Annotated in this window: 15 protein-coding genes; 6 read left to right on the top strand and 9 right to left on the bottom strand. The window is 72.2% G+C overall.

The features are described 5' to 3' along the window. The first annotated feature begins 60 nt into the window (after window positions 1-60). Window positions 61-1,107 (top strand): prolipoprotein diacylglyceryl transferase, encoded by a 1,047-nt coding sequence (lgt, locus tag OG251_RS09710; protein ID WP_326676777.1) that lies wholly within the window; start codon window positions 61-63, stop codon window positions 1,105-1,107. A gap of 30 nt (window positions 1,108-1,137) precedes the next feature. Here lgt and OG251_RS09705 read toward each other — a convergent pair whose 3' ends face one another. The 7 genes from OG251_RS09705 to OG251_RS09675 are packed head-to-tail and all read right to left on the bottom strand — an operon-like array spanning window position 1,138 to window position 9,014. Next, window positions 1,138-1,992 carry an HpcH/HpaI aldolase/citrate lyase family protein gene (locus OG251_RS09705; protein ID WP_326676776.1) on the bottom strand — a complete coding sequence of 285 codons (855 nt, stop codon included), beginning with the start codon at window positions 1,990-1,992 and terminating at the stop codon, window positions 1,138-1,140. Further along, window positions 1,989-3,188 carry a CaiB/BaiF CoA transferase family protein gene (locus OG251_RS09700; protein ID WP_326676775.1) on the bottom strand — a complete coding sequence of 400 codons (1,200 nt, stop codon included), beginning with the start codon at window positions 3,186-3,188 and terminating at the stop codon, window positions 1,989-1,991. Before OG251_RS09700 ends, OG251_RS09705 begins: the two co-directional genes overlap by 4 nt. Continuing rightward, the gene (rbsK, locus tag OG251_RS09695) at window positions 3,185-4,069 is read right to left on the bottom strand and encodes a ribokinase (RefSeq protein ID WP_326676774.1); all 885 of its coding nucleotides are present in this window, start codon (window positions 4,067-4,069) and stop codon (window positions 3,185-3,187) included. The genes OG251_RS09700 and rbsK overlap by 4 nt, the downstream gene beginning before the upstream one ends. Next, on the bottom strand, window positions 4,066-5,433 hold the full coding sequence (locus tag OG251_RS09690; protein ID WP_326676773.1) for an ADP-ribosylglycohydrolase family protein: 1,368 nt from the start codon (window positions 5,431-5,433) through the stop codon (window positions 4,066-4,068). Before OG251_RS09690 ends, rbsK begins: the two co-directional genes overlap by 4 nt. Then, on the bottom strand, window positions 5,430-6,614 hold the full coding sequence (locus tag OG251_RS09685; RefSeq protein ID WP_326676772.1) for an ADP-ribosylglycohydrolase family protein: 1,185 nt from the start codon (window positions 6,612-6,614) through the stop codon (window positions 5,430-5,432). Before OG251_RS09685 ends, OG251_RS09690 begins: the two co-directional genes overlap by 4 nt. Further along, complete coding sequence (locus OG251_RS09680; RefSeq protein WP_326676771.1) at window positions 6,559-7,905, bottom strand: ADP-ribosylglycohydrolase family protein; 1,347 nt, start codon at window positions 7,903-7,905, stop codon at window positions 6,559-6,561. The genes OG251_RS09685 and OG251_RS09680 overlap by 56 nt, the downstream gene beginning before the upstream one ends. Next, the gene (locus OG251_RS09675; protein WP_326676770.1) at window positions 7,902-9,014 is read right to left on the bottom strand and encodes an ADP-ribosylglycohydrolase family protein; all 1,113 of its coding nucleotides are present in this window, start codon (window positions 9,012-9,014) and stop codon (window positions 7,902-7,904) included. Before OG251_RS09675 ends, OG251_RS09680 begins: the two co-directional genes overlap by 4 nt. A 266-nt stretch (window positions 9,015-9,280) precedes the next feature. On the opposite strand from OG251_RS09675, the gene OG251_RS09670 reads away from it, so the two are divergent. From OG251_RS09670 to OG251_RS09660, 3 genes are all read left to right on the top strand, one after another. Continuing rightward, complete coding sequence (locus OG251_RS09670) at window positions 9,281-10,015, top strand: VIT1/CCC1 transporter family protein (protein WP_326676769.1); 735 nt, start codon at window positions 9,281-9,283, stop codon at window positions 10,013-10,015. Window positions 10,016-10,472: 457 nt separating this feature from the next. Then, window positions 10,473-15,047: a glutamate synthase large subunit gene (gltB, locus tag OG251_RS09665; protein WP_326676768.1), complete on the top strand. Its 4,575-nt coding sequence runs from the start codon at window positions 10,473-10,475 to the stop codon at window positions 15,045-15,047. Continuing rightward, entirely contained in the window at window positions 15,040-16,518 is a 1,479-nt protein-coding gene (locus OG251_RS09660; protein WP_326676767.1) for a glutamate synthase subunit beta, read from the top strand. The genes gltB and OG251_RS09660 overlap by 8 nt, the downstream gene beginning before the upstream one ends. Window positions 16,519-16,694: 176 nt before the next feature. Here the strand turns inward: OG251_RS09660 and OG251_RS09655 are convergent, their stop codons facing one another. Both OG251_RS09655 and OG251_RS09650 read right to left on the bottom strand, forming a co-directional pair. Continuing rightward, window positions 16,695-17,729: a hypothetical protein gene (locus OG251_RS09655; RefSeq protein WP_326676766.1), complete on the bottom strand. Its 1,035-nt coding sequence runs from the start codon at window positions 17,727-17,729 to the stop codon at window positions 16,695-16,697. A 58-nt stretch (window positions 17,730-17,787) separates the two neighbouring features. Continuing rightward, window positions 17,788-18,705, bottom strand: coding sequence for a rhomboid family intramembrane serine protease (locus OG251_RS09650; RefSeq protein WP_326676765.1), 918 nt, complete (start codon window positions 18,703-18,705; stop codon window positions 17,788-17,790). 166 nt (window positions 18,706-18,871) lie between these two features. Here OG251_RS09650 and OG251_RS09645 point away from each other — a divergent pair, with 166 nt between their 5' ends. Together OG251_RS09645 and OG251_RS09640 are read left to right on the top strand one after the other, a co-directional pair. Further along, window positions 18,872-19,441, top strand: coding sequence for a HutD/Ves family protein (locus OG251_RS09645; RefSeq protein WP_326676764.1), 570 nt, complete (start codon window positions 18,872-18,874; stop codon window positions 19,439-19,441). 109 nt (window positions 19,442-19,550) lie between these two features. After that, on the top strand, window positions 19,551-20,066 hold the full coding sequence (locus OG251_RS09640) for a pyridoxamine 5'-phosphate oxidase family protein (RefSeq protein ID WP_326676763.1): 516 nt from the start codon (window positions 19,551-19,553) through the stop codon (window positions 20,064-20,066). The last annotated feature ends 14 nt before the right edge of the window (window positions 20,067-20,080 follow it).

Raw genomic sequence — 20,080 nt, 5'->3', positions numbered from 1 at the left:
CCAGACGTTGCCGGGTGGCTTGCCGTACGTGCCACCCGGCAGGGTAGCGTCGACCCCGTCATGAACCTTGCCTTCATTCCCAGCCCGTCGACCGGCGTGATCGATCTCGGCCCGATCCCGCTCCGCGGCTACGCGTTCTGCATCATCATCGGTGTCTTTGTCGCCGTCTGGCTCGGCAACAAGCGTTGGATCGCCCGGGGCGGCAGAGCCGGCACCGTCGCCGACATCGCCGTGTGGGCCGTGCCCTTCGGTCTCGTCGGCGGCCGGCTCTACCACGTCATCACCGACTATCAGCTGTACTTCAGCGACGGTGAGAACTGGGTGGACGCCTTCAAGATCTGGGAAGGCGGCCTCGGTATCTGGGGCGCGATCGCGCTCGGCGCGGTCGGTGCCTGGATCGGCTGCCGCCGGCGCGGTATCCCGCTGCCCGCCTGGGCCGACGCGCTGGCCCCCGGTATCGCCTTCGCCCAGGCCATCGGCCGCTGGGGCAACTGGTTCAACCAGGAGCTGTACGGCAAGCCGACCGACCTCCCGTGGGCGCTGAAGATCAGCGAGGGCCCGAACCGGGTCGCCGGCACCTACCACCCGACCTTCCTGTACGAGTCGCTGTGGTGCATCGGTGTCGCGCTGCTGGTGATCTGGGCCGACCGCCGCTTCAAGCTCGGCCACGGCCGGGCGTTCGCGCTGTACGTCGCGGCGTACTGCACGGGCCGCGCCTGGATCGAGTACATGCGGGTCGACGAGGCCCACCACGTGCTCGGCCTGCGCCTCAACGTCTGGACCGCGATCATCGTGTTCGTCCTCGCCGTCACGTACATCGTGATCTCGGCGAAGGTACGCCCCGGACGCGAGGCGGTCGTGGAGCCCGCCGCGGTCGACCCGGAGTCGAAGGACGCCGGGCCCGAGACGAAGGACGGCGACGCCGAGTCCACGGACGACTCAGGCGCTGAGGCCACCGGCGTGACCGACGACGCGGACAAGGACGACGCGGACAAGGACAGCGCGGACAAGGACGAGGCCGGGAAGGACAGCGACGCCGGGAAGGACAGCGCGGAGAAGAACCGGCTGGAGAAGAACGGCGCCCCCGAGGCGGCCGAGAAGATCTGACCGTCTTTCCCGGGGGCGCCCCCGGACTCCTCAGTCGCCGGACAGGCTGGTAACTCCAGCCGGTCCGGCGTTCTGCTGTCCGAGCGCCAGCGTTCTGCGCGCCGACGCCACCACCGCGGCGTCCACGAACCGCCCGTCCGGCAGCGCCAGCGCACCCGCGTCCACCGACGAGGCGGCCACGATCTGCTCGGCCGCCTCGATCTCCTGGGCCGTGGGCCTGAAGGCCCGCTCGATCACCGCCAGTTGCCGGGGGTGGATCGCCGCCCGGCCGAGCATTCCCAGCGCCCGCCCCCGCCCGCAGGACGTCCACAGCCCGTCCAGGTCCCGGACGTCCGGGAACACCGACTGGGCGGGCGGCGGCAGACCGGCCGCCCTCGCGGCGACCACGGTCCGGCTGCGCGGCCAGTCCAGCCCGGCGTCCTCCCGTACCCCCAGATCGGCCCGGAGGTCCGCCTCGCCGAGTGCGATGCCCCGCACATCCGGATGGGCCGTCGCGATCGAGTAGGCGTGCTCGATCGCGAGCGCCGATTCGAGCAGGGGGTACAGCGGTACTCCGGGGGCCACCGCCGCCACATGGTGCACGGACACCGCATGGGTGATCTTGGGCAGCCGGAACCCGGAGAGCCCCGGCAGCCCGGCCAGGGCCCGTACGTCGTCCTCGCCGTGCACCCGGACATGGACCGGTACCGCGCCCGGCGCCGTGGTGACCGGGTCGGCCAGGAGCTCGGCGGTGGCCGCCCGCGCGTACTCCTTGCGGTCCGGCGCGACCGCGTCCTCCAGATCGACGATCACCACGTCCGCGCCCGAGCCGAGCGCCTTGCGCACCACCTCAGGCCGGTCCCCGGGAACGTACAGCCAGGTCAGGGGCACGAAAAGGGGGGTCATAGGGCTCCCTGCGCCCGCAGTGCCGTGATCTCGGGAGCCGACAGGCCGAGGCCGGTGAGGATCTCCTCGCTGTCCGCCCCGTGCGGGCGGCCCGCCCAGCGGATCGCCCCCGGCGTCTCGGACAGCCGGAACAGGACGTTCTGCATCCGCAGCGGTCCCAGCTCCGGGTCGTCGACCTCGGTGATGGTGTCCAGTGCCCGGTACTGCGGATCCTCCATCACCTCCCGTACGTCATGGATCGGCGCGATGGCCGCCTCCGCCTTCTCGAACGCGGTCAGTGCCTCCTCGCGGGTGTGCCGGGCGATCCAGGTGCCGACCGCTTCGTCCAGCTCCTCGGTGTGCTCGGCGCGGGTGGTGCCCGCCGTGAACCATGGCTCGTCGATCAGTTCCGGCCGGCCGACCAGCCGCATGACGCGCTCGGCCACCGACTGCGCGGAGGTGGAGACGGCGACCCAGTGGCCGTCGCGGGTACGGTAGGTGTTGCGCGGGGCGTTGTTGCGCGAGCGGTTGCCGGTGCGCGGCTGGACGTAGCCGAGCTGGTCGTACCAGAGGGGCTGCGGGCCCAGCACCGTCAGGATCGGCTCGATGATCGCCATGTCGACCACCTGGCCCCCGCCGGTGGCGTCGCGCCCGGCCAGCGCGGCCATCACCGCGTACGCGGTGGCGAGCGCCGCGATCGAGTCGGCGAGTCCGAACGGCGGCAGCGTCGGCGGCCCGTCCGGCTCCCCGGTGATCGCGGCGAAACCGCTCATCGCCTCGGCGAGGGTGCCGAAGCCGGGGCGGTGCGCGTAGGGGCCGAACTGGCCGAAGCCGGTGACCCGGGCCAGTACGAGACGCGGGTTCACGGCCCGCAGCTCCTCCCAGCCGAGACCCCAGCGCTCCAGCGTCCCCGGCCGGAAGTTCTCGATGATCACATCGGTGCCGGCGGCCAGCCGCAGCAGGACGTCACGGCCGCCGGGGGAGGACAGATCGAGCGTCAGATTGCGCTTGTTGCGGCCGAGCAGCTTCCACCACAGGCCCACGCCGTCCTTGGCGGGGCCGTGCCCGCGCGAGGGGTCGGGTCTGCGTGGGTGCTCGACCTTGATGACGTCGGCGCCGAAGTCACCGAGCATCGTGGCCGCGAGCGGTCCGGCGAAGAGCGTGGCGAGGTCGATGACCTTCAGCCCGGTCAGGGGGCCCTGGGCAGGGTGCTTCATGAGGCATCGATCTCGCTTCGGTACGGCATGGACGTGGAGGCCCCGGGCCGCTGTACGCACAGGGCGGCGGCCGAGGACGCCCATACCAGCGCCTCGGGGACCGGGCGGCCCTCGCCGAGCGCCACCGCGAGCGTGCCGACGAAGGTGTCCCCGGCGCCGGTCGTGTCGACGGCGGTGACCTCGGGGGCGGGGAAGAGGACCGGCCCGCCGCCCCGGGCCGCGTACAGGCTGCCCTTCGCACCGAGCGTGATGACGACCTCCGGGACCTGGCGGAGCAGCAGCTCGGCGGCGGCGTACGGATCGGCGCTGCCGCTCAGCGCGGCCGCCTCGTGCTCGTTGGGGATCAACAGGTCGACACAGTCGAGGAGTTCCTCGGGCAGCGGCTGTACGGGCGAGGGGGTGAGGATCGTCCGTACGCCATGGACATGGGCGGCGCGGGCTCCCTCCAGCACGGCCGGCAGCGGGAGTTCGAGCTGGAGGAGCAGCAGATCGGCGGAGGCGATCGCGGTGATCTCTCCGGGGCCGAGCGCGGTGACGGTCCCGTTGGCGCCGGGGATCACCACGATCGCGTTGGACCCGGCGTCGTCCACGACGATGTGCGCGGTGCCGCTGGGGCCGTCGACGGTGTGCAGGAACTCGGTGTCCACCCCGGAGCCGGACAGGTTGGCGCGGAGCAGGTCGCCGTACACATCGGCGCCGACCGCTCCGATCATCACCACGTCCCCGCCCGCGCGGGCGGCTGCGACGGCCTGGTTCGCGCCCTTGCCGCCGGGGATCGTCCGGAACTCCCGTCCGGTGACGGTCTCGCCCCGCTCGGGTGCCCTGGCGACGTAGGCGACGAGATCCATATTGGTGCTGCCGAGCACCGCGATACCGGTCATGGGCGCATTGCCTCCTGGTAGGTCAGTTCGGCGAGGGTGTCGAAGCCGGTCGCGTCGAAACCGGCGACGGATGTGGCGAGACGGTTCTTCAGCGGGGCGGTCCAGTGGTCGGGCAGCGCGGCGGGCCGGCCGGCCAGCAGACCGGCGAGCGATCCGGCGGTGGCCCCGTTGGAGTCGGTGTCCCAGCCGCCGGACACCGCGCAGCCGATGGACCGGGTGAAGTCACCGTCGGCGTGGGTGAGGGCGGCGGCCAGCAACGCCGCGTTGGGCAGCACATGGACCCAGTGGTACACGCCCGCGTACGCCGCGTGCAGCCGGTCCACCACCGTGTCGAAGTCCCATTCCGCGCGGGCCGTCGCGATACCGAGGCGGACCGCGTGCGTGAACCGGGAACGCGGCGGCACCACACGGAGCCCGGCCGCCAGGCACCCATGGACATCGCTCTCCCCACCGGCCGCCTCGGCGAGTGCGGCGGCGGTGAACATCGCCCCGTACACCCCGTTGGCGGTGTGCGTGAGGATCGCGTCCCGATGGGCCTGGGCGGCAGCGGCGGCCGGGTCGCCCGGATGCGTCCAGCCGTGCGCGTCGGCCCGGATCTGTGCGCCGATCCACTCACGGAACGGGTTGCGGTGGCGGGCCGTGTCCGGCGGCTCGATGCCGTCCAGCAGATTGCGGTACGCGATGCGCTCGGCGGTGAAGACGCGGCCCGCCGGGAGTTCGGCGAGCCAGTGCCGGGCGAGGTCGGCCGTGGTGAAGGCGCGTCCGTGACTGCGGAGCAACAGCACCGTGAGCAAAGGGTGGTTGAGGTCGTCGTCCTCGGGCATGCCGTCGATGTTCTCGGCCAGCGAGGTGGGTGCGGAGCGCCGGTTCCAGGGGTGGCGCTCCAGCAGCGCCACGGGCACGCCCCTGGCGGTGAACCAGGTGGTGAGCGGCCAGTTGCCGGCCGCGCGGGCCAGTTCGCGGATACCGGTCAGCTCCAGCTTCTCGACGGGCTTGCCGAGCAGGCAGCCCGCGGCCCGGCCGAGCCAGGCGGCGTGCAGCCGGTCCCGGTCGACGGAGCACCGGTCGGTGCGAAGCGCCGGCCAGCGCGGGCAGGCCGCCCGGATCGCCTCCAGGTCCGTCGGCTCGTCGCCCGCCAACGGGGATTCCCGCAGGGCGAGTTCATCCAGGAGCCGCTCGGCCAGCGCGCGCAGCCGGGGTGGTGCGGGCGGTTCGGACGCCCCGGCGCGGTCCGGGGCGGGGGTGCCCCCGGCCCCGTACCAGCGCCGCTCGATGTCCCGCGTGTCCCGGCCGTCCTGCGCCGCCTGCCGCAGCTCGTGTCCGACCAGATCCTCGGGCTGCACCCAGGTCAGCCGGACGTTCACCGCTCACCGGCCAGCGCGGCGAAGGCCGACTCGTGCGCCCGGCGGCGGGCCGTGTCCCGTACGAAGATCTCGCGGGCCACCGCCGCCAGCTCCAGCCCCGGGGTGTGCAGATCGAGGCGGCTGGCCCCGGCGACCGTCGCCGCCCAGTCGGCGGGGATCGCCGACGCGCCGTGCAGCGCGCCCGCGACGGCACCGCTCATGGTGGCGATCGAGTCGCAGTCGCGGCCGTAGTTGACGGAGCCGAGGACGGTGCGGCGGTAGTCGCCGTCGCCGACGAGCAGCATGCCGAGCGCGATCGGCAGTTCTTCGATGGAGTGCAGCCGGGAGGGGCGGCGGGCGCCGAGCGAGGGGGCGCGGTAGTCCGGGCCGACCGTGTCGAAGGGGGCGACGGCGGCGCGCAGCGGAGCCAGCGCCGACTCGAAGTCGCTGTGCTCCACGGCCGCTTCGCAGACCGCCTCGATCGCGGACCGGGTCCCGTCCTTGGCCAGTGCCAGAGCGGTCCCGACGACGGACGCGGGGGTGGCGCCCGGCGAGCAGGCGGCGGCGACGGCGGCGGCGAAGACCGCGGCGGCCTCCCGCCCGTACGAGGACTGATGGGCCCCCGCCACCTCCAGCGCCTCGGTGTACGCGGCCTCGGGATGGGCGGCGTTGACCAGGCCGACCGGCGCCATGTACATCGCCGCACCGCAGTTGACGATGTTTCCGCTGCCCGCCTCGCGCGGGTCGACATGGCCGTAGTGCAGCCGCGCGACGATCCACTTCTCGGCCAGGAAGATCCGCTGGACGGGCAGCGCCTCGGCCTCCAGCTCCGGGATCCAGCGAGGGCGGGAGATCAGGTCCGGTACGAGATGGTCGGCGATGTCGTACGCGTCGAGGTGGTCGCGGACCGTGCCGTAGACCCGTACCAGCGCATGTGTCATCAGGGTGTCGTCGGTGACGTGCCCGTCGCCCTTGTGGTACGGGGCGATGGGGCGGGCGGTGCGCCACTGTTCGCCGTGCCAGGGGCCGACGATGCCGCGCACCCGGCCGCCGTGCCGCTCGGTGATCTGTTCGGGGGTCCAGCCTTCGACGGGGCCGCCGAGCGCGTCGCCCACGGCGGCGCCGACGAGCGCGCCGGTGACACGGTCATCGAGTGCGAGCGTGGGCGGTGAGGTCCGGAGAGCGGTCGTTGTGGGCGTCATGCCGGAATTGTCCACCCGTGGGGGCCGGTTCCGTGTCTGCCAGCAGCCCGGCGAGTTCGATGAGATCCGTGCCCGCGAGGCGGGGCAGCGCACACCCGGCCAGGGTGCGGCAGGCATCGCGCCAGCCCGCCGGTACGGTGCCGATGCCGCCGAACGCCCCGGTCAGCGCCCCGGCGAGGGCGGGCGCGGAGTCCGCGACCCGCGACAGACAGGCCGCCGCCGGGACGGCCTGGGCGATCTCGCCGCGGGCCGCCGTGGTCAGCGCGAGGGCGACCGGCACGGTCTCGGCCGCCGCGATTCCATAGCTGTAGACGTGGTCGACGATCTGGTGCTCCAGCACCGGGATCAGGGCGAAGGCCCCGTGCGGGTCGGCCGCGAAGGCGCGGGCGAGCCGCACGGCGTGCTCGGCGTTGCGGGCGATCTCGGTGCCCTCGGGGAGCTGGGCGAGTGCGGCGTTCACCACCGTCTCGACATCCGCTCCGGCCAGCGCCTCGGCGACGGCGGCGGCGATGGCGCGGGCGCCGTGCACCCCGTCGCCGTCCTGTGTGTACCGGGCATCGAATTCGGCGAGTTCGGCGGCGGCGGCCGGGTCACCGGGGTGGACGACGGCGAGCACGGCGGCCCGTACGCAGGCGGCGTCGTCGAAGTAGTGCGGATTGTCGTGACCGGTGGCGGGCGGGCGGAGACCGGCGGCGAGATTGCCGAGCCCGGCCCGTACCGAGATCCGGGCCCGCAGGGGGAGCACGGCGGCCTCGACCTCGGGCGCTCGGGCGCCGGCCGCGGCGACCTTCGCGGCCAGCGCGTTCCAGGACCGGTCCACCGCGTCGCGCATCCGGCGGCCTGGGGAGAGGCGGTCGGCCCGGTCGGCCGCGCCGGCCAGCACCGTACGGGCGGCGAACGCGGCCCACTCGGCATCGTCGGACGGACCGAGCCGGAGTGGCTCGGGCGGCTGGTTGAGGGCGATCGGGACCGGGAGCGTCGTGGTGGCGTTCAGTTCGGCGAAGGTGTCCAGCTCCCGGGTGAGCCGCCGCGTCCACTCGGGCATCCGGGCCGCCCGGTGCCGGGCGGCGGGCCACCCCGCGGCGTCCCCGGCCGCCAGCCCGAGCAGCAGCCCCTCGATCCGGTCCCGGCGGACGGCGGGGGCGGGCGGGCCGGCGGCCGGCCGGCCGGAGTCGCGGGCCGCCAGGTTCCGGTCAAGGTCCGGGGCGGTCCGTACGTCCGCGGCGGGGTGGTCCCGGCCGGGGCGCGGGGCTGTGCCGGTGTGGTGGACGGCCGGGCGTGAGGCGGTCATCGGCCCTCCTCCCGTACCGGCTCGAAGGACGCCGCCACGTACGCCATGTGACGCACCGTCTCCCTGGCGACCCCGGGCCCGCGCCCCCCGCCCCGCTCCTCCGCGCCGTCCCGCTGTTCCGGCTGCTCCGGTTCCTCCGGGGTCAGCAGCTCCGCGATGTCCAGGACGTGATAGCCCCGCATCGACGGCAGACAGCTGCCCCGGACCGGTCCGATCGCCGACGCCCAGTCGGGCGGAATCGCGCACTCCCCCTTCAGCGCCCCCGCCAGCGCACCCGCCACCGCCGCTGTCGTATCCGCGTCGCGGCCCATGTTGACGGCCGTCAGCACCGCTGTACGGAAGTCGCCGCGCGCCGCCGTGAACGCGCCGAACGCCAGGCCCACCGCCTCCGGTGCGAGGTCCGTCCACGGGTATCCGCCGATCACGACGGAGGAACGCACCGCGCGTTCCATGGTGAGACGGTCCGGATAGGGGCGCTGCGCGGCGGCCACCGCGCGCCGCAGCGAACGGGCCGTCCAGGAGTCCATCGGCACGACCGACAGCGCGGCGGCGATCACGGAGGCGAGCCCCGCCCCCACCATCGCCGCGGCCACCCCCGCCGCCACCGCCTGGCCGCCGTAGATGCCCTCGCCGTCATGGCTGACCCGGCCGTCGATCGCGACCAGCCGCGCCGCCTCGGCCGGGCTGCCCGCCGCGAAGACCCCGAACGGGGCCGCCCGCATCGCGAGGCCGTCGCTCCAGGCGTGCCGGTGCTGCGCGGAGATCGGGGCCGCCAGCCCCCGGCGGAGGTTCTCCAGCGTGCCGCGCTCGCTGAACCCGGCGCCGCGGAAGGGGCCCTCGTCGAGGTCGGCGATCCAGTGGTGCCAGGCACGTTCCACATGGGAGACGGTGAGCGCCGCGCCGTGCCGGGCCAGCAGCAGCCCTGAGAAGATCGTGTACTCCGTGTCGTCCGTCCCCGCGGGGTCCTCGCTCACGAAGCCTTCGATCCGCCCCCAGCGGCGGCGGATCTCCGACGGCCGCAGATTCTCCGCGGGTGCGCCGAGCGCGTCCCCGACGGCGAGCCCCAGCAGCGCACCCCGGGCCCGGTCATTGCCTGCGATCGATTCCATCGCGTCGCCCTTCGTTCGTGCCGGGAGTTCCGGTTCCCGTCCCTGTCCGATCTGTCCCACGCGGAGCGAGCGGAAAGGCTGACAATCGCAATAAAAGGGCCAGTCGGATGACGGGCCAGGGGAGGTGAGCCTGGCCTTCCTTCCCTGGTCAGGGGCCTGGTAAGTACGGCCTGCCTTGCTGGCGGGCGGCCTTTTTCGTGCGTACTTTCGATGGTGTTGAGCGGGGGCGGAACGCAGGAAGCCCGCTTCCGGAGAAGGGGAGAACTGTGGCCATCATCGAGAACGAAGCCGTACTGCACGAGGCGCACCGGGACAATCACACCCACCGCGACGTCAACGGCGGCTGGCTGCGCCCCGCCGTCTTCGGTGCCATGGACGGCCTGGTCTCCAACCTCGCGCTGATGACCGGAGTCGCGGGCGGCGCCGTCTCCCACCAGACCCTCGTGATCACCGGTCTGGCGGGTCTGACCGCGGGCGCGTTCTCCATGGCGGCCGGTGAATACACCTCCGTCGCCTCGCAGCGTGAGCTCGTCGAGGCCGAACTCGACGTCGAGCGGCGGGAGTTGCGTAAGCACCCGCTGGACGAGATGGCGGAGCTCGCCGCGCTCTACGAGTCCCGCGGCGTCGATCCCGCGCTGGCCGCCGAGGTCGCCCGCCAGCTGTCCCGCGACCCCGAGCAGGCGCTGGAGATCCATGCCCGCGAGGAGCTCGGCATCGACCCGGGTGACCTGCCCTCGCCGCTCGTGGCCGCCGTCTCCTCGTTCGGCGCCTTCGCGCTGGGCGCCCTGCTGCCCGTCCTGCCGTACCTGCTCGGCGCGAGCGCGATGTGGCCCGCCGTGCTGCTCGCCCTGATCGGTCTCTTCGCCTGCGGCGCGGTGGTGGCCAGGGTGACGGCCCGCAGCTGGTGGTTCAGCGGGCTGCGCCAGCTCGCGCTGGGCGGGGCCGCGGCCGCGGTCACCTACGGTCTCGGCACGCTGTTCGGTGTGGCCGTCGGCGGCTGAGGCCCCACGCCGCCGGAGGCTGAGGCCCACGCCGCCGGAGGTCTCGGCCGTTGCCCCGGCTACCGTCCGCCGGGCCGTCCGGACCGGGCCGGAAACGGGCCCGCGACCCGTGTGACGTACGTCTTGGCGTCCGCCACTGGGCGGATCGGGTCCGGCGGACGTAAAATGAGACTCTATGCACGGCTACACATAAGTAGCCATTACTCGGCGGTTTCGTTTCCGTTGCCGCCGGGCATGAGCCGTAGACACCGCAGGCAACGACGCCTGCTCTCTGCGGATCCCCGGGCGCCGATCCTCCGACTGCGACCCCACCTCACTGTCACCACAGTGTCCGTATGTTGGAACGAATTATCCGCTTCTTGAGAAGCGCCCCATCATGTAACCTGCACGAAATTTCGCAGAGGGCCAACGTCGTCCCTCGGCACTTGCATATGCCACGACGACGACGGGAGAGCCGATGCGTACTCACGCCTGGTCGCCCATGGACGGTCGCCCCGCCCAGCAGGGGATGTACGACCCCCGTAACGAGCACGACGCCTGTGGCGTCGGGTTCGTGGCCACTCTGACCGGTGTGGCCAGCCATGAGCTGGTCGAGCAGGCGCTGACCGTTCTGCGCAACCTCGAACACCGCGGTGCCACCGGATCCGAGCCCGACTCGGGCGACGGCGCCGGCATTCTGCTCCAGGTCCCGGACGCCTTCCTCCGCGAAGAGGCCGCCTTCGGCCTCCCCGATGCCGGCGCCTACGCCGTCGGCATCGCCTTCCTCCCCGCGGACGACTCCACCGAGGCCGTCGACGAGATCGAGAAGATCGCCGGCGAGGAGGGCCTGACGGTCCTCGGCTGGCGTCAGGTCCCGGTCGCCCCCGACCTCCTCGGCAACGGCGCCCGCGCCACCATGCCCGAGTTCCGCCAGATCTTCGTCGCGGACAGCGACGGCACGGCGACCGGCATCGTCCTGGACCGCAAGGCGTTCGCCCTGCGCAAGCGTGCCGAGCGTGAGGCCGGGGTGTACTTCCCCTCGCTCTCCGCCCGCACGATCGTCTACAAGGGCATGCTCACCACCGGGCAGCTGGAGCCGTTCTTCCCGGACCTCTCCGACCGCCGCTTCGCCACCACGGTCGCACTGGTCCACTCCCGCTTCTCCACCAACACCTTCCCCAGCTGGCCGCTCGCCCACCCGTACCGCTTCGTCGCCCACAACGGCGAGATCAACACGGTCAAGGGCAACCGCAACTGGATGAAGGCCCGCGAGTCCCAGCTCGCCTCCAGCCTCTTCGGCCCCGCGCAGCTCGACCGGATCTTCCCCGTCTGCACCCCGGACGCCTCCGACTCGGCCTCCTTCGACGAGGTCCTGGAGCTGCTCCACCTCGGCGGCCGTTCGCTGCCGCACTCGGTGCTGATGATGGTCCCCGAGGCATGGGAGAACCATGACTCCATGGACCCCGCCCGGCGCGCGTTCTACCAGTACCACGCCACGATGATGGAGCCCTGGGACGGCCCGGCCTGCGTCACCTTCACCGACGGCACCCAGGTCGGCGCGGTCCTGGACCGCAACGGTCTGCGCCCCGGCCGCTACTGGGTCACCGACGACGGCCTCGTCGTCCTCTCCTCCGAGGTCGGCGTCCTGGACATCGACCCCGCCAAGGTCGTCCGCAAGGGCCGCCTCCAGCCCGGCAAGATGTTCCTCGTCGACACGGCCGAGGGCCGCATCATCGAGGACGACGAGATCAAGGCGTCCCTCGCCGCCGAGCAGCCCTACCAGGAGTGGCTGGAGACCGGCGAGATCGAGCTCGGCGACCTCCCCGAGCGCGAGCACATCGTCCACACCCACGCCTCGGTCACCCGCCGCCAGCAGACCTTCGGCTACACCGAGGAAGAGCTCCGCGTCATCCTCGCGCCGATGGCCCGCACCGCGGGCGAGCCCCTGGGCTCCATGGGCACGGACTCGCCGATCGCCGCGCTCTCCGAGCGCCCCCGGCTGCTCTTCGACTACTTCACCCAGCTCTTCGCCCAGGTCACCAACCCGCCGCTGGACGCCATCCGCGAGGAGCTCGTCACCTCGCTGCTCTCCTCCCTCGGCCCCCAGGGCAACATCCTGGAGCCGACCGCCGCGACCTGCCGCAGCGTCACGCTGCCCTTCCCGGTGATCGACAACGACGAGCTGGCCAAGCTCGTCCACATCAACGCCGACGGCGACATGCCGGGCATGAAGGCAGCCACGCTCTCCGGCCTCTACCGGGTCGGCGGCGGCGGCGACGCGCTGGCCGCCCGGATCGAGGAGATCTGCACGGAGGTCGACGCCGCCATAGAGGACGGCGCCCGCTTGGTCGTCCTGTCCGACCGGCACTCCGACGCCGAGCACGCGCCGATCCCCTCGCTGCTGCTCACCTCGGCCGTCCACCACCACCTCATCCGTACCAAGCAGCGCACCCAGGTGGGTCTGCTGGTCGAGGCCGGAGACGTCCGCGAGGTCCACCACGTCGCGCTGCTGATCGGCTACGGCGCCGCCGCGGTCAACCCGTACCTGGCGATGGAGTCCGTCGAGGACCTGGTCCGCGCCGGCACGTTCATCGACGGCATCGAGGCCGAACAGGCCATCCGCAACCTGATCTACGCGCTCGGCAAGGGCGTCCTGAAGGTCATGTCCAAGATGGGCATCTCCACCGTCGCCTCCTACCGCGGCGCCCAGGTCTTCGAGGCCGTCGGCCTGGACGAGTCCTTCGTCGCGACGTACTTCAACGGCACCGCCACCAAGATCGGCGGCGCCGGACTCGACGTCATCGCCAAGGAGGTCGCCGCCCGGCACACCAAGGCGTACCCCGCCTCCGGCATCGCGGCCTCGCACCGCGCCCTGGAGATCGGCGGCGAGTACCAGTGGCGCCGCGAGGGCGAACCACACCTGTTCGACCCGGAGACGGTCTTCCGCCTCCAGCACGCCACCCGCAACCGGCGCTACGACATCTTCAAGAAGTACACGGGCCGGGTGAACGAGCAGTCCGAGCGCCTCATGACGCTCCGCGGCCTGTTCGGCTTCACCTCGGACCGCGAGCCCGTCGCCATCGACGAGGTCGAGTCCGTCGCCGACATCGTCAAGCGCTTCTCCACCGGCGCCATGTCCTACGGCTCGATCTCCCGCGAGGCGCACGAGACCCTCGCCATCGCCATGAACCAGCTGGGCGGCAAGTCCAACACCGGTGAGGGCGGCGAGGACGCCGACCGTCTCTACGACCCGGCGCGCCGCTCGTCCATCAAGCAGGTCGCCTCCGGCCGCTTCGGTGTGACCAGCGAATACCTGGTCAACGCGGACGACATCCAGATCAAGATGGCGCAGGGTGCCAAGCCCGGCGAGGGCGGCCAGCTGCCCGGCCACAAGGTCTACCCGTGGGTCGCCAAGACCCGGCACTCCACCCCGGGCGTCGGCCTGATCTCCCCGCCGCCGCACCACGACATCTACTCCATCGAGGACCTGGCCCAGCTGATCCACGACCTCAAGAACGCCAACCCGGCGGCCCGCATCCATGTGAAGCTGGTCTCCGAGGTCGGCGTCGGCACGGTCGCCGCGGGTGTCTCCAAGGCACACGCGGACGTCGTCCTCATCTCCGGCCACGACGGCGGAACCGGCGCCTCCCCGCTGACGAGCCTCAAGCACGCGGGCGGCCCCTGGGAGCTGGGCCTCGCCGAGACCCAGCAGACCCTGCTGCTCAACGGACTGCGCGACCGCATCGTCGTCCAGACCGACGGCCAGCTCAAGACCGGCCGCGACGTCGTCATCGCCGCACTGCTGGGCGCCGAGGAGTTCGGTTTCGCGACCGCGCCGCTCGTCGTCTCCGGCTGCGTCATGATGCGCGTCTGCCACCTCGACACCTGCCCGGTCGGCATCGCCACCCAGAACCCGGTCCTGCGCGACCGCTTCTCCGGCAAGGCCGAGTACATCGTGAACTTCTTCGAGTTCATCGCCGAAGAGGTCCGTGAGATCCTCGCCGAGCTCGGCTTCCGGACCGTCGAGGAGGCCGTCGGCCACGCCGAGCTGCTGGACACCGACCGGGCCGTCACCCACTGGAAGGCCCAGGGCCTGGACCTGGCCCCGCTCTTCCACGTCCCCGAGCTGCCCGACGGCGCCGTCCGCCACCGGGTCATCGAGCAGGACCACGGCCTGGCCAAGGCACTCGACAACGAGCTGATCAAGCTCGCCGCCGACGCGCTCGGCGCGGACACCGCCGAGAGCGCCCAGCCCGTCCGGGCCCAGGTCGCGATCCGCAACATCAACCGGACCGTCGGCACCATGCTCGGCCACGAGGTCACCAAGAAGTTCGGCGGTGCGGGCCTGCCCGAGAACACCATCGACATCACCTTCACCGGCTCCGCGGGCCAGTCCTTCGGCGCCTTCGTGCCGAGCGGTGTGACGCTGCGCCTGGAGGGCGACGCCAACGACTACGTCGGCAAGGGCCTCTCCGGCGGCCGCGTCGTCGTCCGCCCGGACCGCGGCGCCGACCACCTCGCCGAGTACTCCACCATCGCGGGCAACACCATCGCCTACGGTGCGACCGGCGGCGAACTGTTCCTGCGCGGCCGGACCGGTGAGCGCTTCTGCGTCCGCAACTCCGGCGCCACGGTCGTCTCCGAAGGCGTGGGCGACCACGGCTGCGAGTACATGACCGGCGGTCACGCCGTCGTCCTCGGCGAGACCGGGCGCAACTTCGCCGCCGGTATGTCGGGCGGTGTCGCGTACGTCATCGATCTGAACCGGGACAACGTCAACATCGGCAACCTCGGCGCGATCGAGGAGCTGACCGGCACCGACAGGCAGTGGCTGCACGACGTGGTGCGCCGCCACCAGGAGGAGACCGGCTCCACGGTCGCCGAGAAGCTGCTCGCCGAGTGGGACAGCGCCGACGGCGGTGTCTCCCGCTTCAGCAAGATCATCCCGTCCACCTACAAGGCAGTGCTCGCCGCCAAGGACGCCGCTGAGCTCGCCGGTCTCTCCGAGCAGGAGACCACCGAGAAGATGATGGAGGCGGCGACCCATGGCTGACCCCAAGGGCTTCCTGACCACCGGACGCGAGGTCGCCAGGACCCGCCCCGTCCAGGAGCGCGTCAAGGACTGGAACGAGGTCTACGTTCCGGGCTCGCTGCTCCCGATCATCAGCAAGCAGGCCGGCCGCTGCATGGACTGCGGCATCCCGTTCTGCCACAACGGCTGTCCCCTCGGAAACCTCATCCCCGAGTGGAACGACTACGCCTACCGCGAGGACTGGACCGCCGCGTCCGAGCGCCTGCACGCCACGAACAACTTCCCGGAGTTCACCGGGCGGCTGTGCCCGGCGCCCTGCGAGTCGGCGTGTGTCCTCGGCATCAACCAGCCGGCCGTCACCATCAAGAACGTCGAAGTCTCCATCATCGACAAGGCGTGGGACAGCGGCGACGTCACCCCGCAGCCGCCCGAGCGCCTCTCCGGCAAGACCGTCGCCGTCGTCGGCTCCGGACCGGCCGGACTGGCCGCCGCCCAGCAGCTGACCCGCGCGGGTCACACGGTCGTCGTCTATGAGCGCGCGGACCGCATCGGGGGCCTGCTCCGGTACGGCATCCCCGAGTTCAAGATGGAGAAGTCACACATCAACCGCCGCATCGAGCAGATGCGCGCGGAGGGCACCAAGTTCCGCACCGAGGTGGAGATCGGCACGGACATCGACGCCGCGAAACTCCGCCGCCGGTACGACGCGGTCGTCATCGCCGCCGGTGCCACCGTCTCCCGCGACCTGCCCGTTCCGGGCCGCGAGCTGAACGGCGTGCACTTCGCCATGGAGTACCTCCCGCTCGCCAACAAGGTGCAGGAGGGCGACCTGACGGTCTCCCCGATCACCGCCGAGGGCAAGCACGTCGTCGTCATCGGCGGCGGCGACACCGGCGCCGACTGCGTGGGCACCGCCCACCGTCAGGGCGCGGCCTCGGTCACCCAGCTGGAGATCATGCCGAAGCCGGGCGAGGACCGTAACGCCAACCAGCCCTGGCCGACGTTCCCCATGCTCTACAAGGTCACCTCCGCGCACGAGGAGGGCGGTGAGCGGGTCTACTCCGTCTCCACCACCCACTTCGAGGGCTCCGAGCCCCAGGAGGGACAGACGGTCGGCGACGTCCAGGCCCTCCACCTGGTCGAGGTGGAGTTCAAGGACGGTAAGCTGGAGCAGAAGCCCGGCACGGAGCGGCGTATCCCCGCCCAGCTCGTCACTCTCGCCATGGGCTTCACGGGCACCGACCAGGCCAACGGTCTGGTCCAGCAGTTCGGCCTCGAACTCGACGAGCGCGGCAATGTCGCCCGCGACGACGACTACGCGACCAACGTCGAAGGCGTCTATGTCGCCGGTGACGCGGGCCGCGGCCAGTCGCTCATCGTCTGGGCCATCGCCGAGGGCCGCTCCGCGGCACGAGGCGTGGACCGCTTCCTGACCGGGACCAGCGCACTGCCGGCCCCGATCCGCCCGACGGACCGGTCACTGCTGGTCTGACCCACACGGGAGTCCCCTCCGGGGGAATCCCCCCAAAAAACGTCCCGTACAACGGCGTACGGAACTGAACGCGGCGCCTGCGCAGTCCCCGACCGGACCATGCGGGCGCCGTGGCGCGTCCGGGGGCGGACGCCGCCACGGCGGTGCGCGCCGGGACGGTGGCCGCCGTCCCGGGGCTACTGGACGTCGACCCCGTGCGGATGCGAGGCGTCCGCCGGGCAGACGAACACCCGGTAGGCGCCGTACCGCCCCACCGTGATCTGCGTCGGCTCACCGAGCAGCGGCACGGGAGGCAGCTCCGGATCGGTGGGCGACGGGTCCTCGTGCGGCCACCACCCGCCGCCGCCCCACTCGCTGGAGTCGACGGTGAGCATCAGCCGCAGTTCCCGTCCGCATGCGCAGCGGGGCCGCTGAAGGTCGGTCACGCTCCAGCCGTCCCAGCCCCCGGCCTTCCAGCCGGGCGCGAGGGAGAGGTCCTGCTGGTACGAAGGGGCCCCGGGCAGCTCCTGGGCGGGACCCTCCTCCCAGGCCCTGATCCGGGCCACGAGCGCGTCCGGCAGATCCTCGTGCCACGGGAAGTCGGTCACCTGCTCCGGGTGCAGCACACACGGTTCGGGGACGTACCCGTCGTCCTCCACCACCTCCGGCTCCGGCTGCCGCCCGGCGAGGACCTCGGTGACCTGGGCGGCCCGCCGCCAGATCAGCCGGAGCGCCGGGGCGCACCCGGTGCCCGGGTGGTCGTCGAAGGGGCACCACAGCACCTGGAGCAGATCGGAGTCACCGGGCGCGAACTCCGCCAGCGCGGGCACGTCGCGCACGAAGAGCTGGGCGAGCGCCATCAGCGGTACGGGGGCGTCGTCGGCCGGCCCCGGCGGGTGGTGCCCCTCCACCATCGCGTCCAGCTCGGCCTCCTCGCCACCGACGTAGGTGAGACCGCCCGACGCCGGGCGCGGGCGCAGCCAGGCCGCCGCCAGGATCTCCCGGCGCCTTCGCACATCGGCGGGCCGGAGCCCGTGCGAGCGGGGGTGCGGCTCCCGGCAGACCGGCCACGGCTCCGCCGCGGGCCACAGCAGCGGGCCGCCCACCGAACTCGACGCCGCCGTCGGCGTACCGGGACGTGGATGCAGCCGCGTCGCGGTACGGGCGTAGGGGGCGATCTCCGGGAACAGCGCGGTGATGTCGACCGGGCGGGCCGGGGTCGTGCGGCTCACCGGACACCGCCGCTCACCGGTTCCGGGCCCGTCGGCACCGGGCTCGTACGGCCGTCCATCAGGCACCGCCGCCCGTCAGCGCCGCCGTCTTCAGCGCCACGGCCACGGCCAGCAGACACAGCAGGACGAGCCCGCCACCGAGCTGTACCGGGGAGGTCCGCAGCTTCGCCGGGGCGTACGCGAGCCCGTAGGTCACCAGGGCTCCGGTCAGCAGCCCGCCCAAGTGCCCCTGCCACGAGGTGAACAGCGCCGAGACGACCATCCAGATCAGAAACCCGGCCATGAACCGGTTGACCGCCCGCATGTCCCGGCCGAGCCGCCTGTTGATGACGTAGAACGAGGCCGCGAGCCCGAAGATCGCCCCGGACGCGCCCACCGTCATGGTGTCGGGGGAGACCAGATAGACGAGCACCGAACCGCCCAGCGCGGACAGCAGATACAGCGCCAGATAGCGCGCCCGGCCCAGCTGGCCCTCGATGACCCGGCCCAGGTTCCACAGCGCGAGCATGTTGAAGACCAGGTGCATCACACCGAACGAGGAGTCCGGTGGCAGATGCAGGAAGGCACCGGTCAGCAGCCGGTACCACTCGCCGTCCGCGATGCCGATCAGCTCGTACCCGGGGAACGTCTCGCCCTTGTAGTAGTACTGAGCGCCCTGCGGGTCCTCCAGCACGGCACCGAGCACGCCGAACCGGTCCACGAGCGCGGGCCTGGCCACCTCCGCGATGTAGGCGAGGACGTTCAGCGCCATCAGCACACAGGTCACGACGGGCTTCGCCGCCGTGGAGAGGGCACCGCCGAAGACCGTACGGGCCCGCCGGACGGAACGCTGTCCCTCCTTCACACACTCCACGCAGTGATGGCCGACCGAAGCCTCCCGCATGCAGTCCGGGCAGATGTAGCGGTCGCAACGGGTGCAGCGCACATACGTCTCGTACGACGGATGGCGGTAACACGTGGTGGCGGCGGCCTCCATGACCGGCTCCTTCACTGCTGGCTGAGACGAACGAGCCGGTGGGGACGGCGGCGCTCAAGATAGCGAACGCGGCAGGTGGCGCCATGCCCGGGTCACCGCCGGGCCCCGGGCGGTGACCTACCCTCAGGAGTCCGCGCCGCGCGGACCGGAGACACAGGGAGACGACATGGCCGGTTCGCCGCACGTACTGAGGGCCGCCGTGCGCACGGCCGTGCCCTGGAGGAACGGCGGGGGAGTCACCCGCGAGATCGCCGTACACCCCGCGGGGGCGCCGATGGACGCCTTCGACTGGCGGGTCAGCCTGGCGGACGTCGACGCCGACGGGCCGTTCTCCGCGTTCGAGGGCGTCGACCGCACCCTGACGGTGGTCGAGGGCGCCGGGATGGACCTGATCGTGGACGGCGAACACCACATCGTCGACGAGCCGTACTGGCCCTACGACTTCCCCGGCGACCTGACGACGGAGGGCCTTCTGCTGGCCGGCCCCGTCGTGAACCTCAACGTGATGTACCGCAGGAGCCGTACGCGGGCGGAGACGGCGGTCGTCCGTGGCACCGTCCGGCTGCTTCCGCCGCACGGCGGCACGGTACTGGCGCTCGCCCTGGACGGCGGGGCCGTGATCGACGGCACGGATGTCGCACTCGGCCGCTACGACGCGGTCCTGGCGACCGGCGGGTCACCGGGCGTCCTGCGGACGATGGGCGACGCGGTCGTGATCACCCTGTCGCCGGTGTGAACCTGCCGGGTCCGGACGCGGGGGCCGCCGGGTACGGCAGCGTCCGATCCGGTGACCTCCGCCGACCTTCGATCAAACCGGACAGAAGGTGTCGGGTTTCGGGTGTTCGATGGCTGGCATGACCTCGACCCCACCGGCCCCCTGGGCGGACTTCGCAGCGGCACAACCCGACTTCGCCGAGACGGTGCGCACCCGGTTCCAGCAGTACAAGCACCAGGTTCTGGCGACCCTGCGCAAGGACGGCTCGCCCCGGGTCACCGGCCTGGAGGCGGAGTTCCGCCTCGGTGAGCTGTGGCTCGGCATGATGCCGGGCTCCCGCAAGGCGCTGGACCTGCGGCGGGACCCGCGCTTCGCGCTCCAGGCCAACCCGGGACCCGACGCCGAGATGAACGACGGTGACGTCCGCGTGTCCGGGCGCGCCGTGGAGGTGACCGACCCCGGGGTCCGGGCCCGTTTCGCCGAGGAGGTGGAGCCCCCGGAACCCTTCCTCCTCTTCCGTACGGAACTGACCGAGGTGGTCCGTACGACGATCGACGGCGAGACCCTGATCGTCGAGACCTGGCGTCCCGGCCACCTCCTGCGCACCATCCGCCGCGGCAGCGACGCCGCACCGTCCGGAGCCTGAGACCGAGTGCCCCT

This window comes from Streptomyces sp. NBC_01237, assembly GCF_035917275.1.
GTDB lineage: Bacteria > Actinomycetota > Actinomycetes > Streptomycetales > Streptomycetaceae > Streptomyces.
This window is presented reverse-complemented; position numbering and strand designations above follow the sequence as displayed.